The organism is Micromonospora sp. PRAS1 (genome assembly GCF_059553435.1).
Genome location: NZ_JCANNB010000017.1, coordinates 113,395 through 131,314 on the forward strand (window position 1 = coordinate 113,395; position 17,920 = coordinate 131,314).

General features: G+C 71.7%; 10 protein-coding genes. 3 read left to right on the forward strand and 7 right to left on the reverse strand.

What is annotated here, in order from left to right:
• Positions 1 to 4: 4 nt before the first annotated feature.
• Both AC507J_RS18125 and AC507J_RS18130 read right to left on the reverse strand, forming a co-directional pair.
• Positions 5 to 433, reverse strand: a complete 429-nt coding sequence (locus AC507J_RS18125; RefSeq protein WP_496290342.1) for a Fur family transcriptional regulator — start codon at positions 431 to 433, stop codon at positions 5 to 7.
• A gap of 60 nt (positions 434 to 493) precedes the next feature.
• Positions 494 to 979, reverse strand: coding sequence for a MarR family winged helix-turn-helix transcriptional regulator (locus AC507J_RS18130; protein WP_496290343.1), 486 nt, complete (start codon positions 977 to 979; stop codon positions 494 to 496).
• 122 nt (positions 980 to 1,101) lie between these two features.
• Here AC507J_RS18130 and AC507J_RS18135 point away from each other — a divergent pair, with 122 nt between their 5' ends.
• Together AC507J_RS18135 and AC507J_RS18140 are read left to right on the forward strand one after the other, a co-directional pair.
• Positions 1,102 to 1,749, forward strand: a complete 648-nt coding sequence (locus AC507J_RS18135) for an FMN-dependent NADH-azoreductase (protein WP_496290344.1) — start codon at positions 1,102 to 1,104, stop codon at positions 1,747 to 1,749.
• Between the two features lie 48 nt (positions 1,750 to 1,797).
• On the forward strand, positions 1,798 to 3,042 hold the full coding sequence (locus AC507J_RS18140; RefSeq protein WP_496290345.1) for a MalY/PatB family protein: 1,245 nt from the start codon (positions 1,798 to 1,800) through the stop codon (positions 3,040 to 3,042).
• A 47-nt stretch (positions 3,043 to 3,089) separates the two neighbouring features.
• Here the strand turns inward: AC507J_RS18140 and AC507J_RS18145 are convergent, their stop codons facing one another.
• The 3 genes from AC507J_RS18145 to AC507J_RS18155 all read right to left on the reverse strand — a co-directional run bounded on the left by AC507J_RS18145 (position 3,090) and on the right by AC507J_RS18155 (position 6,013).
• Positions 3,090 to 3,917, reverse strand: a complete 828-nt coding sequence (locus AC507J_RS18145) for an SAM-dependent methyltransferase (RefSeq protein WP_496290346.1) — start codon at positions 3,915 to 3,917, stop codon at positions 3,090 to 3,092.
• Between the two features lie 216 nt (positions 3,918 to 4,133).
• Positions 4,134 to 5,201 (reverse strand): lytic polysaccharide monooxygenase auxiliary activity family 9 protein, encoded by a 1,068-nt coding sequence (locus tag AC507J_RS18150; protein ID WP_496290347.1) that lies wholly within the window; start codon positions 5,199 to 5,201, stop codon positions 4,134 to 4,136.
• A gap of 212 nt (positions 5,202 to 5,413) precedes the next feature.
• Positions 5,414 to 6,013 carry a TetR/AcrR family transcriptional regulator gene (locus AC507J_RS18155; protein WP_496290348.1) on the reverse strand — a complete coding sequence of 200 codons (600 nt, stop codon included), beginning with the start codon at positions 6,011 to 6,013 and terminating at the stop codon, positions 5,414 to 5,416.
• Positions 6,014 to 6,081: 68 nt separating this feature from the next.
• Between AC507J_RS18155 and AC507J_RS18160 the strand changes: the two genes are divergently transcribed.
• Entirely contained in the window at positions 6,082 to 8,073 is a 1,992-nt protein-coding gene (locus AC507J_RS18160; protein WP_496290349.1) for an acyl-CoA dehydrogenase family protein, read from the forward strand.
• A gap of 30 nt (positions 8,074 to 8,103) precedes the next feature.
• Here the strand turns inward: AC507J_RS18160 and AC507J_RS18165 are convergent, their stop codons facing one another.
• Complete coding sequence (locus tag AC507J_RS18165; RefSeq protein WP_496290350.1) at positions 8,104 to 11,448, reverse strand: Tc toxin subunit A-related protein; 3,345 nt, start codon at positions 11,446 to 11,448, stop codon at positions 8,104 to 8,106.
• Positions 11,449 to 11,460: 12 nt separating this feature from the next.
• On the reverse strand, positions 11,461 to 17,889 hold the full coding sequence (locus AC507J_RS18170; protein WP_496290351.1) for a neuraminidase-like domain-containing protein: 6,429 nt from the start codon (positions 17,887 to 17,889) through the stop codon (positions 11,461 to 11,463).
• Positions 17,890 to 17,920 lie beyond the last annotated feature (31 nt).

The following is a 17,920-nucleotide window of genomic DNA, read 5'->3' on the forward strand; positions in this document are numbered from 1 at the left end:
CGGATCACTGGCAGGTGCGGGCGGTCGCGCAGTCGGGGCAGGTGCCCCAGTAGACGACCTCCGCCTCGTCGACCACGAAGCCGTGGTCGTCGGAGGCGGTCAGACAGGGAGCATGGCCGACGGCGCAGTCGACGTCGGCAATCGCACCGCAGGAGCGGCACACGACATGGTGGTGGTTGTCTCCCACCCGGGCCTCGTAGCGGGCGGTGGCCCGGGCCGGCTGGATGCGTCGCACCAGACCGGCGTCGGTGAGCGCACGCAGTACGTCATACACCGCCTGGTGGGAGATTGTGGGATGATCCGCCCGTACCAACGCGATCACCGTGTCCGTGTCGACGTGCGGGTGGTCCCGCAGCGCGGCGAGCACCGCCAACCGGGGTCGGGTCACGCGCAACGAGACCGCCCGCAGCTGAGCCTCGAAGTCGGACGTCACGCGACGACCTTAGCCCAGTCTTTTGGAACAGTTCAAGTTTTCGGCTGGGTCCCAATCCCCCTATTTCGCCGCAGACCGGTCCACCGACGCCTCACTGATCCGCTCCGCCACCCGGCAGGCCACCTCGCGGAGCGCGGTGACCTGCTCCTCGGTCAGCCCGTCGATCACGTAGCGGCGCACCGCGGCGACATGACCCGGCGCCGCGGCGACCACCACATCCCACCCGGCATCGGTCAGCACCGCCCTGGTGTAGCGCGGATTCTCCGGGTCGGGCGCGCGGTGCAGCAGACCCCGCCGCTCAAGACGCTTGACGACGTTCGACAGCCGGGACAGCGAGCTGCTGACGTGGGTGGCCAGGTCGCTGAGCCGCAGGGCACGCCCCGGAGTCATGGACAGGACGCTGAGCACGAAATAGTCGAAGAGCGTGAGGTCGCTGTCGCGCAACAACTGCGCGTCGAGCGCGCCGGGCAGCTTGAAGATGAGGCTGGCCAGGGCGAGCCAGGCCTCACTCTCACATTCGTTAAGCCACCGCGGTTCCTCTGGCACGGCGTCCAGCGTACGCGCCGACTTCACCAATGAAGTGAGGCATATCGCATGAGGTTCAAGGTTGAAGTTCGGGCGGGTAACGTAACTTCAAGCTTGAACCTCTGACCTCCTGGGAGTACGTCATGACCCTGTTCCGGCTGGACGCCAGCATTCGTACCCACGGCTCCGCGAGCCGCGAGATCGCCGACATCGTCGAGGAGGAGTGGCTCGCGGCCCACCCCGGCGACCCGGTCGAGCGCCGCCACGTCGGCGTCGACACCCTGCCCGCGACCGTCTGGGCGGCGGCGGTCACCGCCGGGGCGACCCCGCCACAGGAGCGCACCGCCGAGCAACAGGAAGCGCTCACCCTCGCCGCCACACTTGTGGACGAACTGCTCGCCGCCGACGCCCTGCTGTTCGCCGTGCCGCTCTACAACTACGGTGTCTCGCAGCACCTCAAGACGTACCTCGACCTGCTCTGCACCGACCCGCGGGTGCTCGGCAAGCCGTTCCTGAAGGGCAAGCCGGTGGTGCTGGTGACGGTACGGGGCGGGGCGTACGGCAGCGGCACCCCGCGCGAGGGCTGGGACCACTCCACGCCCTACCTACGCCGCATCTTCGCCGACGCCTGGGGTGCCGACCTCACCGTCGTCGAACGTGAGTTCACCCTGGTCGGCGTCAGCCCCGACCTGGATCCCTTCACCGACCAGGCCGCCCAGATGCACGCGGAGGCCCGGCAGGCCGCCCGCGAGGCCGGCCGCGCCCTCGGCGCCGCCCCCGTCCCGGCCTGAACCGCCGGCACCCGGCCGGATCCGGGCGGCGCGCCTAGGGTGGGCGGCATGGCCAGCGATCTTCCCGGCACCGACGGTTCGGCGACCCGGAATCCCCTGACCCAGCTCACCCTGGACGAACTCCGGCAGCGCACCAGCACGAAATGGCGTATGCACCCGCCCGACGTGCTCCCGCTCTGGGTCGCCGAACAGGACGTGCCCCTGGCTCCCCCGGTGGCTGACGCGCTGCGCCGGGCGGTCGACCTCGGCGACACCGGCTATCCGCATGGGATCGGGTACGCCGAGGCGCTCGCCGACTTCGCCGCCCGGCGCTGGGGCTGGCACGACTTCCGCGTCGAGCACACCACCGTCGTACCCGACGTGATGATGGGGATCGTCGAGCTCCTGCGGTTGGTGACCGATCCGGGCGACGCGGTGGTGCTCTGCTCCCCCGTGTACCCGCCCTTCTACTCCTTCGTCAGCCACGCCGACCGGCAGGTGATCGAGGCTCCACTCGGACCCGATCTGCGGATGGACCCGGCCGCCCTCGACGAGGCCTTCCGCCGCGCCCGGGCCGCCGGCCGCCGACCGGCCTTCCTGCTGTGCAATCCGCACAACCCGACAGGCGTCGTCCACCGCCGCGACGAACTCCAGACCGTCGCAGAGTTGGCCGACCGGCACGGCCTGCGGGTGATCTCCGACGAGATCCACGCTCCCGTCGTGCTGCGCGGCGCACATCTCACGCCGTACCTCACCGTGGCGGGCGCCGAGAACGCCTTCGCCGTCACCTCCGCCTCGAAAGCATGGAACCTCGCCGGCCTCAAGGCGGCGCTCGCCATCGCGGGCCCGCAGGCCGCGACCGACCTCAGTCGGATGCCGGCGGAGGTCAGCCACGGGCCCAGCCACCTGGGGGTGCTCGCGCACACCGCCGCGTTCCAGGCCGGTGGGCCGTGGCTCGACCTCCTCCTCGACGGTCTGGACGCCAACCGCACCCTGCTGGCGAAGCTGCTGGCCGAGCAGCTTCCCGCCGTCACCTACCACCGCCCCGAGGGCACCTACCTCGCCTGGCTGGACTGCACCCGGCTGGGCGTCCCGACCTACCCGGCAACCGAGCCCGGCGTAGCCAGTCACCTGGTCGGGCCGGCGAAGATGTTCCTCGACCGGGCCCGGGTCGCCCTCAGCGCCGGGGAGGTCTTCGGTACGGGCGGCAGCGGCTTCGTACGCCTCAACTTCGCCACCTCGCCCGCGATCCTCACCGACGCCGTCGCTCGGATGGGACGCGCCGCCGCGACCCACCGCCCGGCAGCGGACTGAGCCAGGTGGTTACACCTGCCACCGCCTTTTGACGACGGCGTCGGAGCTCAAGGTTTGCGGGCGAGGACGCCGACGAAGGTGTGGTAGGTGTCGGTCTGCGCCGGGGCGGCCGTGCCCGGTTCCGGGCGCCACTCGGCCAGCGGCACCAGCCCCGGCTCCAACGGCGTCAGTCCGTCGACGAAGGCGAGGATCTCCTCGTCGGTGCGCCAGCGGCCGGTGCCGAGCGACTCGTTGAAGACCCGCTCGACCTCGCGCGCCTTACGGGAACCCTCCGGGTCCCGCTCACCCGGGTCGCGGAAGTGGGAGATCGCCACGTAGCTGCCGGACGGCAGGGCGTCGATCAGGGTTGCGGCCACTCCTCGTGGGTCCTCGTCGTCACCGACGTGGTGCAGGATCGCGAAGAGCAGCAGACCGACCGGCCGGTCGAAGTCGAGGAACCGCCGTACGTCCGGATGGTTCAGGATCTCCTGTGGCGACCGGATGTCCGCCTGGATCACCGTCGCCGTGCCCTCCTCGGCGAGCAGGGCCCGCCCGTGCGCCAGGACGATCGGGTCGTTGTCCACATACACCACCCGGGCCTTCGGGTTGTGCTCGGTGGCGACCTCGTGCACGTTGCCCTGGGTGGGCAGCCCCGACCCGATGTCGAGGAACTGGTCGATGCCGGCCTCGGTGACGAGGAACCGGATCACCCGACGCAGGAAGGCCCGGTTCGCCTGGCCGGCCGCCGGCCCGTCCGGTGTGATCCGCAGGGCGTGCTCGGCGACCTTGCGGTCGATCTCGAAGTTGTCCTTGCCGCCCAGGAAGAAGTCGTAGACCCGGGCGACACTGGGAACGCTGGTGTCGATGCCGGGCGGTGCCGCCTTGTCACGGGTCACAGGGCGTCTCCATTCAGGTCGGTCGGCGCCCGCCGGAGCTTGTGGACGGTTCCGGCGCTGCGGGGAGTGTATCGATCTCAGCTCCTCCCGTGGTACCGCTCCCAGCGAAGCCCCCATGACCAGGGCTGACGTCGCCCGGTGCGCCGATCTGCCGGCCGGACACCGGGGACCGCCGGCGGGGGTGGCGGTCGGGCCACCCCCGCCGGCAGCGCTGTTCTACCGGGCTGCGCAGGTAAGGGTGGGGGTGGAGTTGGTGCCGTTCCAGGAGCCGTTGAAGCCGAAGCTGGTGCTGCCGTTCGCGCCCAGATTGCCGTTGTAGCCGGCGTTGCTGGCGGTGACCGACGACCCGCTCGACGTTATCGACGCGTTCCAGGAACTGGTGATGTTCTGGCCGTTGGGCCAGGTCCAGCTGACCGTCCACCCGGAGATGGCGGCGTTGCCGGCCCGGACGGTCACCTCGGCGCCGAAGCCACCGGACCACTCGTTGGTCTTGCGGTAGGTGGCGGTGCAGCCACCGTTGCCCGCCGGCGGCGGGGTGGTCGGCGGCGCGGTGGTGGGCGGCGGCGTGGTCGGCGGCGGGTTCGAGGGCGGCGGGGTGGTGGGCGGCGGGGTGCCGCCACCACCGAAGATCACGTCGCTGCAGAGGTAGTACGGCTGGTCGAGGTGGGACGCCTGCCAGATCGTGTATACGACGTGCCGGCCGGTCCGGTTACCCGCGTTCACGTCGGCCTCGTAGAGCCCGGTGGTCGGGTAGCTGCCGGTACGGAGCACCAGTTCCAGGCTGTTCCAGGTGAGTGGTTGGGTGGTCGGGTCGAAGCCCTGCTTGGTGATGTAGATCAGCATGTAGTCGGCACCGTGCCGGGCGCCGTCGGTAAGCGTCAGCTTGAAGTTGTTCGGCATCGGCTTCGCGGTCCACGCGCCGACCGCGTCGAGCGAGGCGTAGAGGCCACCCTGGGTACGGCCGCCGCTGCACAGTTGGCCGTCCGGTACGGCGGCCTGGTGGTTGCCGCCGACGTTCTCGCGGTACAGGCCGTTCCAGTTCCACATCGTGTTCGGGTTGGCCTGCCAGGCCTGCCAGCACATCGGGTCGCTCTGGGCCATGGCGGGGTTGAGGTGGTCGGATCCCCAACGTTCCCAGCATCCGTAGTTGCGCGACGGCGGGTTGGTGACGGATCCGTGTGCCGAGACCGGGCCGGCCTGGCTGACGACGACCATCGTGAACGCGGCGGCGAGTACGGTGACCGCGCCCAGTCCAAGACGGCGTGCTGTTCGTGACAGTTTCATCGATGCTCCGGTTTGCTCCGCCGACGCCGAGGTCGCTCACCGGATGCCCAACCCGGCGAGGAACACGCGCCGGTCGGTTGGGTACGACTGGAATCCGCAGGCGGCAGAGAGACGGCCTGCGGCGGTGTGGCGGCTCCCGACCGCGATCGTACTCTACGCATCGATGCAGCTGAGTATTGCCGGGAAAGGTGGTGCCGAGGATCGACCGACGGTCACTCCGCCATCTCGGCCACGACCCGCCAGACCTGGGCCGCGAGCCAGTCGGTCAACTGGCCCGGCCCGACCTCGTCCCGGTGGTCGAACCACCAGATGATGCCGGCGTCGACCAGACCGACGACGCTTGCCACCACGTACGCGGGCAGCCGCGCCCGGTAGCCGGCGGCGCGCAGGGTCGCGACGGCGGCCTCGGTGAGTTCAGGTACCGCCTGGGCGGTGCGCAGGCGCGCCCGGAACCGGTAGAGGTTCGGGTGCTCCACCGCCCAGGTCAGCACCCGGTCGATGACGCCGTGCACCACCTCCGGCGGTTTGCCCGGGGCGGAGAGTGACGGGCGGATCCACGCGCTCAACAACCGGGCCGCGTGCCGGGCGACGGCCTGGTCGAGGTCGTCCTTGCTGGCGAAGTGGCGGTAGACGTGCGGCCTGGGCAGCCCGGCCCGGTCGGCGACCGTGCCCAGGCCGGCGACCGTGCCGTGTTCCTCGATGACCCGGATCGCGGCTTCCACGATCAACTGCCGCCGCCGGGCGCGCTCCTGCGGGATCCCGGCGGCCCGGCGCGCGGCGATGGTGTCCCGTTTCACTGCGGCGTCACCCACGCGGCCACTCTAGCGGGCCGGTATTCTTGGCTGGGTACAGGCTGTACCCACAACCGTGCGAGGTAGCCATGCCCAGTTCCGCGTCCGACGCCATCGACCTCGCCCGCCTCCAGGAAGTGCTCGACGGGCCGTGGGCCGAGGTCCGCAACGCGCACCGGGAACAGCTCGACGCGCGCTTCCTGCCGGTGTACGGCGAGACCGGCGACCAGGCACGGGAGCGGATCACCGGGCTGCTCAGCGCGCTCCCCGTCGAGCTGGGTATCGCATCGGCCTTCCCCACCGAGTACGGCGGCCGAGCCGACGTCGGCGCGTCGATCGTCGCCAGCGAGATGCTGGCCCAGGTCGACCTGTCGCTGATGGTCAAGGCCGGCGTGCAGTGGGGCCTCTTCGGCGGCGCGGTGGCGGCGCTGGGCACCCGGCGGCACCACGACGCCTACCTTCGGGACATCATCTCCGGCGAGATCTTCGGCTGCTTCGCGATGACCGAGACCGGCCACGGCTCCGACGTCCAGCAGTTGCGCACCACCTGCACGTACGACCCGCAGACCCAGACCTTCGACCTGCACACCCCGCACGAGGCGGCCCGCAAGGACTACATCGGCAACGCGGCCCGCGACGGCCGGATGGCGGTGGTCTTCGCGCAGCTGATCACCGGGGGCCGGCGGCACGGCGTACACGCGTGGCTGGTCCCGATCCGCGACGCGCAGGGCAACCCGATGCCGGGGGTGACCATCGGCGACGCCGGCGCCAAGGCCGGGCTGCTCGGCGTGGACAACGGGCGGCTCAGCTTCGACCACGTCCAGGTGCCGCGGGAGATGCTGCTGGACCGGTACGGCCAGGTCGCGGCGGACGGCACCTACTCCAGCCCGATCGAGGACGACTCCCGGCGCTTCTTCACCATGCTCGGCACCCTGGTCCGGGGCCGGGTCAGCGTGGGCGGTGCCGCGGCGGCGGCCACCAAGTCGGCGCTGACCATCGCGGCGCGCTACGGCGACATCCGCCGCCAGTTCAGCAGCCCGGACGCCGAGCGCGAGGTGCTGCTCAACGACTACCTGGCCCACCAGCGCAAGCTGCTGCCCGCCCTGGCCACCACGTACGCGCTGCACTTCGCCCAGGCCGAGCTGGTGGCCGCGCTGGACGAGGCGCAGGGCGACGACCGGCCGGTCGACGAGCACCGGCAGCGGGAGCTGGAGTCCCGGGCCGCCGGTCTCAAGGCCGCGCAGACCTGGCATGCCACCCGCACGATCCAGGCGTGCCGCGAGGCGTGCGGCGGCGCCGGCTATCTGGCCGAGAACCGGCTGCCCGGCCTGAAGGCCGACACCGACGTCTTCACCACCTTCGAGGGCGACAACACGGTGCTGCTCCAACTCGTGGCGAAGGGCCTGCTCACCGGCTATCGGGACGAGTTCGGCTCGCTTGACGGTTGGGGTCGGGCCTCCTTCGTCGCCGAACGGGTCCGGGAAATGATGATCGAGCGCACCGCCGCGCGGTCGCTCATCCAGCGGCTGGTGAGCGCCGTGCCCGGCCGCGACGAGGAGGTCGCCGTCACCGACCGCGGCTGGCACCTCAAGATGTTCGAGGAGCGCGAGAAGCACCTTCTCGAAACCGCCATCCGCCGCCTGCGCGGCGGCGCGGCCACCAAGAAGGACCGCCCCTTCGACATCTTCAACGACGTCCAGGACCACGTCCTGGCGGTCGCCGCCGCGCACATCGACCGGGTCACCCTGGAGGCGTTCGTCGCCGGCATCGAGCACACCCCGGACCCGGCCGTCCAGGCGCTGCTCTCCCGCGTCTGTGACCTCTACGCGCTAAGCGTCATCGAAACCAACAAGGCCTGGTTCCTGGAGCACGACCGGCTCACCCCGGCCCGTTCCAAGGCGATCACCGGCGTGGTGAACGACCTGCTCAAGGAGCTGCGCCCGCGGATGCGGACGCTGGTGGACGGCTTCGCCATCCCGGAGCCGTGGCTGCACTGCGCCATCCTGCTCGAGGAGCCCGACCGGCAGGAGGCCATGGCGGCCCACGACGCCGCCGGCGATCCGCAGCCGGTCTCGGTCTAGGCGGTGCCCACCGGCGGGGTGCGGGGCCGGTCAGCCGGCGACCTCGGCACCCCAGCTGAGCACCAGCCAGAGATCGGTCATCGTGTTGTCGTCCAGGTGCAGGGTGACCTCGCCCCGCGCCGGCGGCAACGGATCATCGGCGAGGGCGCCCACCCGTAGCCCACCCAGGTTGGCGGCGGTGGCGAGCGGGGAGGTGATCCGGTCCGGCTCGCCGGGCGCGATGGTGGCGACCGTCACGGTGGCCCTGGTGTCCGGTCCAGGCTCGGCGACCAGGCTCACCCCGTGCAGGCCGATCGGGGCCACCGCCCGCGCCCAGTACGGATAGTGCTCCTCCCGCAGGGTGAGCGTCAGGGCCGCCTCCGGGGTCTGGCCGTCCAGTTCGGTTGCGGTGAACCGGGCCCACTCGGTGGGGAACTCGTGGCGCACCGACAGCAGCCGCACCGAGCCCGCGGTGGCCGCCTGCGACACCAGCGTGGTCAGGTGCTGCTGGGCGGCCGAGCGCAGCGGTGCGCCGCCCTCCCGGGCGGTGTAGCGCAGGTGCAGTACGACGTCGGAGATGGTGTTGTGGTCGAACTGCGGCAGCGCGGTCGGCAGCTCCAACCGCCACCGGCTGATCGCGCCGGCCCCCTCGAACGGCAGGTAACGCTCATCGCGCAGGTTCACCTCGAACAGGCCGCTGTCCTGGTTGCCGGAGCTGGTCACCACCGACTGGGTGGCGCCCAGGTGGTCGCTGAAGCGCGGGTCGCCGTCGCCGGTGGTGGCGTACGGGTCGTCCGCCTCCCCCAGCGCCGGGCTGATCCGGATCCGGCTGCCCTGGAGGGTGAGGGTGGCGTTGACGCCGGAGTACGGTCCGACCACGCACGGGATGCTCAGCGCCACCGACTTCAGTCGCCGGAAGTAGTGGCCCGGTGCGCCGATCAGGTCGAACAGCTCCTCCGGCACCGCGAACTCGCAGGACCCGGTGGCCCGCAGGGCCAACAGCGCCATCGGGTCGAGCTGGCGCAGGCTCACGTGGGTGGTCAGCTCGTACTCGCGGCGGTTCTGCTCGTGGTAGGCCAGCTCCATCCGCCGGACGTCCAGATAGAGCCGCTCACCGGCCAGCAACCCCTCCTTGCCGGCCTGGTAGCCGTAGCGCAGGAAGGTCTGCCCGGGGTCGCCGAGTTCGTGCTGAAGCGCCCGCTCGGCCTGCTTGGCCACGTCGTAGGCGAACTGGAAACACTGGCCGTACAGGCCGCGCACCTCGCGGCGCAGCCACCCGTACAGCTCCACGTTGCTGGTCTTGCCCTTCTTCGGGTCGGTGAGGAACTCCTCCACCTCCTGGGCGTGCCGGATCTGCTGCTGGTGGTTACGCCACTCCCGCTCGGCCAGCGCCTCCCGGATCTGGGCCGCCCGCCACTGCCGGTAGATCTGGGTGATCTCGCTGGCCACCAGGTTGCGCTGGAACGTCCATTCCTGCTCGCGCCGTTGGTAGCCGCCGAGCTTGGCGGCCTGGCTGGCCTCGAAGCCGAGCCGGCCGGCGATCCCCTTGGCGACCGCGGAGCCGGCGTCCAGGATCTGCTTGAGGTGGATGCCGCCGATGGAGACCCCGGCGCCGATGCCCCACGGCTTGGCCGACGCCTCGATCTGCGGCACGAAACCGACCACCGCCGCGATCGCGTCGATGCCGGCCGCGATGTCCTGGGAGAGCTGCGCGCCGAAGAGCAGGTCCAGTTCCTTCGCCTCGTAGCTGGAGATCTTCCGGCCGCCGGCATCGGCCACCGACGGGGTGGCGATGTCGACCTCGATGCTGCGGTGGGCCAGGTCCGGTTCCCGGGCGGCCAGCCGCAACCGGTGCAGCCCGTCGGTGTCGAGCTGATCCAGCGCCGGTACGGTGACCTCGTTCTCGGCCGTGCCGAGCAGCCGCTCGTAGTAGGTGTAGCGGGCGACCGCACCGGAGAAGCTCTTCTCCAGCGCCTCCCGGTTCTTGATCGCCTCCTGCCACTGCCCGTACCGGACCGACTCGCCGAGCGCGAGCAGCACGGTCTCGTGCTTGGCGCGCAGGATCGCCATCGCCTCGGCGTCCTGCTTCTCGATCGTCGCGAGCAGTTGACCGCCGAGTGACTTGACCTCCTGGCACAGCTCGGAGGCCTTGGCCACCAGCACCTGGAACCGGACCAGCGGCAACGGTTGACCCAGCCCGGCCACGATGGCGCCCACGTCCAGGCCGGCCGCGGCGGCCTTGGCCAGCAGCGCCGGGTCGATCGGCGGGTCGAAGAGCGGCAGCCGGCGGAACACCCCGTGGATGTTCAGGCTGTTGCGGATCTTGAACAGCCGGTCGGCGACCGTGTCCCAGTAGCCGAGCAGCCGGTCGTTGCGGGGTACGCAGAAGTAGAGCGAGGTGGCGACGCTGTGCAGGGCGGCCATCGGTGCGCCGTCGGCGGCCTCCGGCACCTGGGCCAGGGCGTCGAACGGCAGGTCGGCCTCCACCTCGGTCAGCGCGTTGCTGAACTCGTCGAGCTTGCCGCGCAGACTGGCGTACGTCTGCGGGGCCTGGACGCCCTTGCGGGGCACCTCCTGCGGTCGGGGGCCGAGCAGGTTCGCGGCCAGCACGTACAGCTGGGTGGCCTCGTTGATGGCCTCCCCGGTGTCCTGCCGGAACAGCGAGTCTCCCCAGCCGATCAGGTTGTCCAGGTAGGTCATCACCGCCTTGAGCATGTACGCGGTGTGCCGGTAGCGGGCGACGGCGTGCGGCCGGAACGGGGTGTCCCGCCACTTGCCGATCGCGTCGACGGTCTCCTCCCACAGCTTCGGGTCGGCCCCGGTGGAGAGGTTCACCAGCACCTTCTCGATAAGCGTCGGATCGCCCTCGCGGAACGGCCGGACCTTCCAGTACCGCTGCGGAGTGGGGTGGTCGCTGTCGTCGGTCGGGTCGAAGAGGTAGTGCAGCCACTGCTGGGCGTCGGCGAACCGTTCGCTGCGGATCAGGTGCGTCGCGACGGTGATCGGCACGTGGTAGAAGAGCTCCCAGTTGTAGACCGAGTACGCGCCGCCGGGCGAGAAGTCCAGGTCGGCCACCGGGTGCCGGTGCCGCTCGTCGTTCACCACGAGCAGCGAGCTGGGGTCGTAGCGCTGGGCGGTGTACAGTTCCCTGCGCCACGGCGGGGACGCGGTGTCGGCGTCCTGTAGGCCGCGCACCGAGCCGCCGATGAGCCGGTCGACCAGTTCGGTGACGTACGGGTGGAAGTGCGGGTGGAACCGGTACCGCAGCAGACGTACCTTCTTCAGCACCAGCGGCGGTGGCAGCTGCGGGTGCGCCACGACCAGCGCGCCGGCCCGCTCGGCCAACCAGCCCGTGTGGTACGACGACGCCAGCGTGGTGGAGACCTCGATGGCCATGGTGTCAGCTCCTCACGCCTCGGTACGGGCGGCCGTGCCCTGCGGGCCGGTCCGGAACAGCCGGTCGGTGGAGGCGGCGAGCAGACCGCCGGAGCCGATCAGCTCGCCGCCGTAGCGGATCAGCGTCTGCGGGCGGGTGACCAGGTCCTCCGGCGGCACGATCGGGATCTTGCCGAGCACCTCGCGCGGCACCTTGAACCCGCGCGGCGTCGGAAACACCGCCGCGACCGGCTGATCGACCCAGAACTTCGCCGAGTCGAACTGGTGCCAGACCGGCGACTGTGCGGCCAGCGCCTGGTCGCCGTCGGCGAGGGAGAACTCGACCCAGTCCGGCTCGACGAAGAAGGTGTGCTCGGCGTCCAGGTAGAAGAACGGGTCCTCGGGCCGGTTGTTCGGCCCCTGGCCGGCCTTGCCCCCGCCCTTGCCGCTTGCGGACTTCGCCAGCTTGGCCGGTGGCGGAACGATCACCAGCTGGTAGTCGCTCGGGACGTTGCCCAGGATGTCCTCGGTGATGTCGCAGGGCGTCGTCCCCTGGTTGGTGACGGTTTCGCCCTCCACGTGCACCCGGAACTTCGGCCGGGCGCCCTTCCAGCGGCCCTGCCCGTCCCGGGCCAGCGGCAGGTCGCTGCCGGTCAGGTACGGCGGCTCCAGCGGCACCCGGGCCGAGGTGCTGTGCTGCGGCGGCACGTGCCGGCTGGTGACCCGGAACGACTGCTCCGCGCCCTGCCCGAGCAGCGAGATCGACACGCTGCCGTCGGTGAGCACGTCAGACCAGATGAACACCCGCCGGGCCAGGAAATCGGCGTTGACGGTGACGATCTGCGGGTCCTCGGCGGTGGCCAGGGCCGGGTCGCTCCACTCGCCGGGGCCGGCCGCGCCGGGGGTGTAGGCGCTCCAGTAGAGCTGCACCTCCACCTTGCGGCGCGGCTTCAGCCCGGTCACCGTCTGGAGGCTCAGCTGCGAGGCCTGGGTGGTGCTGCTGCTCTGCTGCTGCTCGGCCTGCGGCAGCATGACCACCCAGAACAGGTGGATCCGGCCCTGCCACCAGACCATCGTCAGGTGGTCGCCGTCGATGTTTGCCGTGATCGGCTGCCACGGCGTCCAGGACCGGCGGGACCAGGTGCGGTAGAAGTACCTGTGCGGCGCGTTCGGGGTACGGGCCACCACGTGCAGCACGTTCGCGTCCGGGTCGGGCTTGCGTTGCAGGTAGACGGCGCGGATGTCGAGCCGGGCGATCTCCTCCAGCCCGCGCAGGTAGCCGAGGAAGGCCGCCTCCACCGCCGGAGGGTCCAGGTCCGATTCGAGCAGCGCGCTCTCCAACTCGGTGAAGAGGTGGGTCTTGTCGTCCCGGAACTCCGGCTCCAGCCAGTTCTCCGGCCACAGGAAGATCTTCCGGTTCGCCTCCCAGACCCGGTAGCGCTTCATCCACTCCCAGTAGTCGCTGTTGATCGAGGAGGGCGCCACCCCCTCCTCCAGGTTGAGCAGGCACCGCTGGACGAAGGTCTGTACCGAGGAGATGGCCAGCCGCAACCGGGAGGTCTGCACCACCGGTTCGGTGCCCGGATCGATCAGGAAGTGCTCGAACAGCTGCTCGACCCGCTGGTAGCCGGTCACCTGTAGCACTTGCGCGACAAGCGCGTCGCGGCGCTGCTGGCGCAGCCGGTCGAAGATCGGTTGCGCCAGCAGCCGCCAGGTCTCCGGCGGGCAGCTGGCCTGGACGGTGTCGCGTACGTCCCGGGCCACCGTGGCGTCCGGGCTCGGGGTGGCCCACCGGCCCAGCGCCACCGGGTCGACGCCGATCCGGGTGGCCAGCGCCAACACCCGCCAGAGCCGGGCCAGCCCGCGTTCCTGGGTGAAGTCGGCGGCGACCACGGTGTCCCCGACCGGGGCGGCGGTCATGCCGAGCAGCTGCGCGGCCGCCGCCACCACCGCCGGTGGCCGCCGGGTGATCTCGGCGACCCGGGTGGTCACCTCGGTCAGCACCGCACCGGCGACCACGGTCGGGTCGGCACCGGCCGGCAGCCGGCGCCGGGCGTGCGCCAGCACGGCCACCAGGTCCGCCGGCTCGGCTGCCAGTTCGGCGCGGAGCCGGGCGTACCCGGCCAGCCGCAGCAGTTGCCCGATCCGTGCCCGCACCCGCGCCGGGTCGGTGTCCAGCTCGGTGGGGAGGGCGCCGAGGTCGAGCCCGGCGAAGTCGTCGGGGTGGGTGAGCAGGTGCCGAAGCTCCAGCTCGGTCAGGCCGAGCGTGCCGGCCAGCCGCAGCACCTTGCCGAGCAGCAGGTGTCGCCGGTGCAGCCGCTCCACCTCGGTCCGCGGATAGCCGGGCAGGGTCTGCACCGGCGCGGCGGCCAACTGTCGGCCGCGTACCCAGAGCTGCACCTCGGTGCCGGGCGGATGGCTGAGGGTGAACCCGTACGGCACCCCGGCGCGCAGCTCCAACTCGGCGGCCGGGGCCAGCGCGTCCGGCGCCGAGGTGGCGGCCAGGGTCGGTTCGCTGAGGTGGTCGAAGCGCAGCACCACAGGCGTACCGGCCACGGCACAGCGCGCCTCGAACTGGTAACCGCCGGAGGCGGGCAGCAGCACGAACCCGGTCAGCTGGCCGGCCGAGCTGCTCAGCCCGCCGCTGGTGGCGGCCAGGTAGCTCTCCAGCAGCGGAACCCCGGCGGCCTGCGGGTCGTCGAGCAGCACCGGGTTCGTCAACAGGGCTTCCACAAGCACCGGATCGGCATCCCGGTCGGCGGCGACCGCCGTCACCACCGCCTGGCGGGTGAGCCGCTGCCGGGCGTACGGCAGCAGCGCGCCGGCCAGCAGGGCCCGGCGGGCGGCGTCGGCGGCCTGGTCACCGGCCGGCGGGTCGAAGAGCGGGTCGAGGTCGGCCGGGTCGAGGAAGCCGACCTCGCCGACGCCGGGGATCACCCGGCGGCGCAGGTGCTCCTGGAACAGCTCGTCGGGGAGCAACGCCGGGTCGGCTGTGGTCCAGGCGGCCAGGAACGCGGTCACCACCGGCGCCGGCAGCACCAGCGCCAGAGTCCGGGCCACCATCTCGTCGGTGAAGGTCAGCGCGTCGGCCGGGACGGCGTACTCGGCGCGGATCCGGGTCACCTCGGCGGTCAGGTCCCGCACCAGCGCCAGCGGTGGCTGGGCGGCGGCGCGGTGCGGCCCCACCGGGTCGAACCGGTGCCGCGCCAGGTAGTCGAGTTCGGCCGTGGTCAGGCCGGCGTCGGTGAGCCGGCGCACGGTGTCGACAAAGCGGATCGTCTGCCGGTACGGGTGATCGTCGTCGGCGTCGTCGACCGGTGCGGCGGGCAGCGGGGTGAACGGGTCCAGGCCGGTCAGCTCGATAAGCACAAGCAGGTCGGTCACGCTCAGGTCCAGCAGCCGGGCCAGCACCGCGTGCCGGTGCAACAGCGAGACCGTCGCCATGCTGAGCGGCGCGGTGGCCGGGTCCAGTCCGGCGGAGGCCAGCACCTCGTCGACCGCCGGGCCGGTCAGCCGCAGCGCCGCCTGCACCGCCTGTCGGTGGTCGGTCAGCAGCACCCCGGCGGTGCTGAGATAGCTGCCCGGCTCGCCCGCGAAGGCCGGGTCCCGGGTCTGGGTGGTGCCGGTCAGGAACAGCTCCTCGTACCGGTGGTCGGGCAGCCGCGCCCAGAGCGTGAGCAGGTCCTGCCGGTCGCTGGCCGACCGCCCCGCCGCCAGGTACGCCAGGTGGGAGAGGCCGAGCAGGGCGCTGGCGGTGGCCGGGCCGAGCGCCGCCACGGTACGCGGGTCGGGTGTGGTCGGCAGGAACGTCACAAGCGCCTGGTCGGTGTCGGCAAGCGGCCAGCCGAGCCGCCGCCAGATCCGGACGAACTGGTTCAGCAGCAGGAAGTCGATCGGCGCGGCGGAGGCGCCACCGGCGTGCCGCAGCGTGGTATCCGCCCAGCTGCACGGCTCGGCGCCGGCCGGATCGGCGAGCACCAGCGGGTCGCCGCCCGGCACACCGAGCCCCGGATTGACGAACCGGGTCCGCAGCAGTGCCACCAGCTCGTGGTAGGTGACGCCGAGCCTGCGGGCCAGGGTGCGGGCGTTTGCCAGTTCGCCCCAGACCGCGGGGGCCGCGTCGGGCGGGTAGCCGTAGCGCTCCGGCCAGGTCGTACCGGCCGCGGTCAGCACTGCCACCTCGGCCGGGCCGAAGCCGAGCCGCTCGTAGGCCACCGCGGCCAGCCCGTACCCGCTGGCCGGACGCAGCTCTTCGGAGCGGCGCAGCGCGTCGAGGAGTTCGCCGAACGGCACCTGGAAGTGTCCGGTGAAGGCGCGGACCGTGGCCAGCCACAGGTCGAACGGGGCGGTCAGCGGATAGCGGGCCTGCTTGAGCAGGTCGTAGGCGGCCGGTAGCAGGTTCTGCGGCTCGGCGATCAGATCGGCGCTGAGCGCGCCGCCGGTGTCGTAGGCGGCCTCCGGTGCCAGCTGGTCGTGGACCAGGAAGAATTCCAGGATCTCGTTGACAATGTCGATGTAGGGCAGCGCGGTGTGGGTGTTCTCGCAGGTCAGCGGGAGATGCGGCAGGTCCGGTCGGCGCTGGGTCAGGGCCAGGTAGGGATTGGTCGGGGCGGCCGGCGCGTCGTCCAGGAACTTCAGCAGGTCGACCAGGTACGCGGCCGGGCTGAGCACCGAGCGGCAGTGCTCGCACTGGCAGAAGTCGAGCGAACCGAAGAGCGACTCCAGTGTCGGGAACTGTTTGACCAGCTCGCCCTGGAACTGGTCGACCTGCTCGGCCGGGGCGGCCAGCGCCGGCAGCAGCCGGGCCGAGTCCAGTTGCTTGGCGGCGGTGACCAGGTTCAACGTCACCGCGGTCACCTGCTGCGCCCGCCGCCAGGTCAACGACGCCTCCGCCGGGCTGGGGAAGTCGGCGCCGTAGCGGGCCAGGAACATCCGCTCCGGGATGGCGCTCACCTGGGCCGCCGAGGCGAGTCGGTGGCGCTGCAACGCGGCGAGTGCCTCGTCGCTGGCGGTGATCTGGTACTGCCGGGTGAGGGTGGCCAGGGCGGCGGTGGCGGCCTGCGCCCGTTGCTGGCTCATGCCGGCGAAGAGCGCTTCCCGCTCCTCGGTGACCAGCCGGTGCAGCGGAGCCTGGCCGGGTACGAATCCGATGCCGGCGGCCCGGTCCAGGACCGTGGCCACGTCCCGGGTCGTCGCCGGGCCGTCGGTGGGCAGCGACAGCTCGCCGGTGCGCAGCCGGTCACCGAGCACCTGGGTCGGAAAACTGCGCCGCACCTTGAAGGCCAGGTCCGCGGTGTACGCCGCCAGCCGTTGGGCGGTGGTGTCGGCCTGGTACACCGGCGGGATCATCTGCGCGAGCACCCGCTCGTTGCCCTTGGCCAGGCTGTGCAGCCGCTCCTGCCAGGCCTTCGGCTGGTAGAGGCGGGCGCCGACCAGGGTGTCGGCCAGCCGCTCCGGGCTGCCGGCCTCGGCCCGTAGCTGCTCGGTGAGGCGGGCGCTGTTGAGGGTGAGGGTGCCCAGCTGGGCGGTGAGCCGGAGCTGGTCGACCGGCAGGTCGGCGCGGGCGACCCGCTGCCACAGGCTGGCCGCGTCGCCGTCGTGGGCCGAGAAGATCTCGTCGAACCGGTTCTGCTGGTCGTCGGTGAGCCCGGTGGCCTTGAGCATCGAGCCGTAGCTGGACGCGGTGCCGTTGATCGCCAGTTGCCGCCGGGTGCTGCGGCCGAACGCGTCGAGGGCGGCCTGCGCCTCCCGGATCTCGCCGTCGTCGAGCGCCACCACCCCGGCGTCGACCGCCTTGCGCAGGGCGTGGCCGATCCCGGTCGGGCTGATCCGGGCCAGCTGCACCGGATCGGTGGGCAGCCCGGCCCGCAGCAGCCCGTACGCCACGGGGGGCTTGACGCCGATGGTCTCGGAGAGCTGTTCGGCGGCGGCACCGAGAGCGAGCAGTCGGGCGTCCCAGCCGGTGGCCTCGTGCAACAGCGTGAGGTCGCGGCGGTCACCGCTCTCCTCGGCCTTGGCGAGGCTGGCGCCGCCGAGGTGCTTACGGAGGCTGGCGGTCAGCCGGGCGTACTCCGCCTCCGATGGCGGTAGCTGTTCGACCGGCATGACCACGTTGATCGGCGCGGTCGGGTCGACCAGGTCGGCGGGGCCGGCCAGAGTCACCTCGGCGCCGTCCACGCCGACGGCTCGTACCTCCAGCCGGGTGAGGTCGGGCGGCACTTCCCGGTCCACGAGGTAACTGCCGTCCGGGCCGGTGACCGTCTCCCCCAGCAGGGTCGACTTGCCGCCGAAGCCGGGCAGGTAGAAGCGGACGGTGACGCCGCCGGCCGGGGTGCCCCGGCTGGCGAAGAGGGCTCCGGCCAGGCGGTTCGGGGCCGGTTCGGAGTTGGCGGCGAGTCGCGGGTCCGGCGCTTTGTCCGTAGCGGACAGCCCGGCCCGTGGATCTGACTGGTGCTGTGGCATCTCACACCTCCGCCCCGCAGCAGCGCGGGAA

What these genes read in the sequence shown, in the direction of transcription:
- AC507J_RS18165 (WP_496290350.1), bottom strand. Translation starts at nt 11,448, where the DNA reads ATGGCCATCGAGGTCTCCACCACGCTGGCGTCGTCGTACCACACGGGC.
- AC507J_RS18150 (WP_496290347.1), bottom strand. Translation starts at nt 5,201, where the DNA reads ATGAAACTGTCACGAACAGCACGCCGTCTTGGACTGGGCGCGGTCACC.
- AC507J_RS18170 (WP_496290351.1), bottom strand. Translation starts at nt 17,889, where the DNA reads ATGCCACAGCACCAGTCAGATCCACGGGCCGGGCTGTCCGCTACGGAC.
- AC507J_RS18140 (WP_496290345.1), top strand. Translation starts at nt 1,798, where the DNA reads ATGGCCAGCGATCTTCCCGGCACCGACGGTTCGGCGACCCGGAATCCC.
- AC507J_RS18135 (WP_496290344.1), top strand. Translation starts at nt 1,102, where the DNA reads ATGACCCTGTTCCGGCTGGACGCCAGCATTCGTACCCACGGCTCCGCG.
- AC507J_RS18160 (WP_496290349.1), top strand. Translation starts at nt 6,082, where the DNA reads ATGCCCAGTTCCGCGTCCGACGCCATCGACCTCGCCCGCCTCCAGGAA.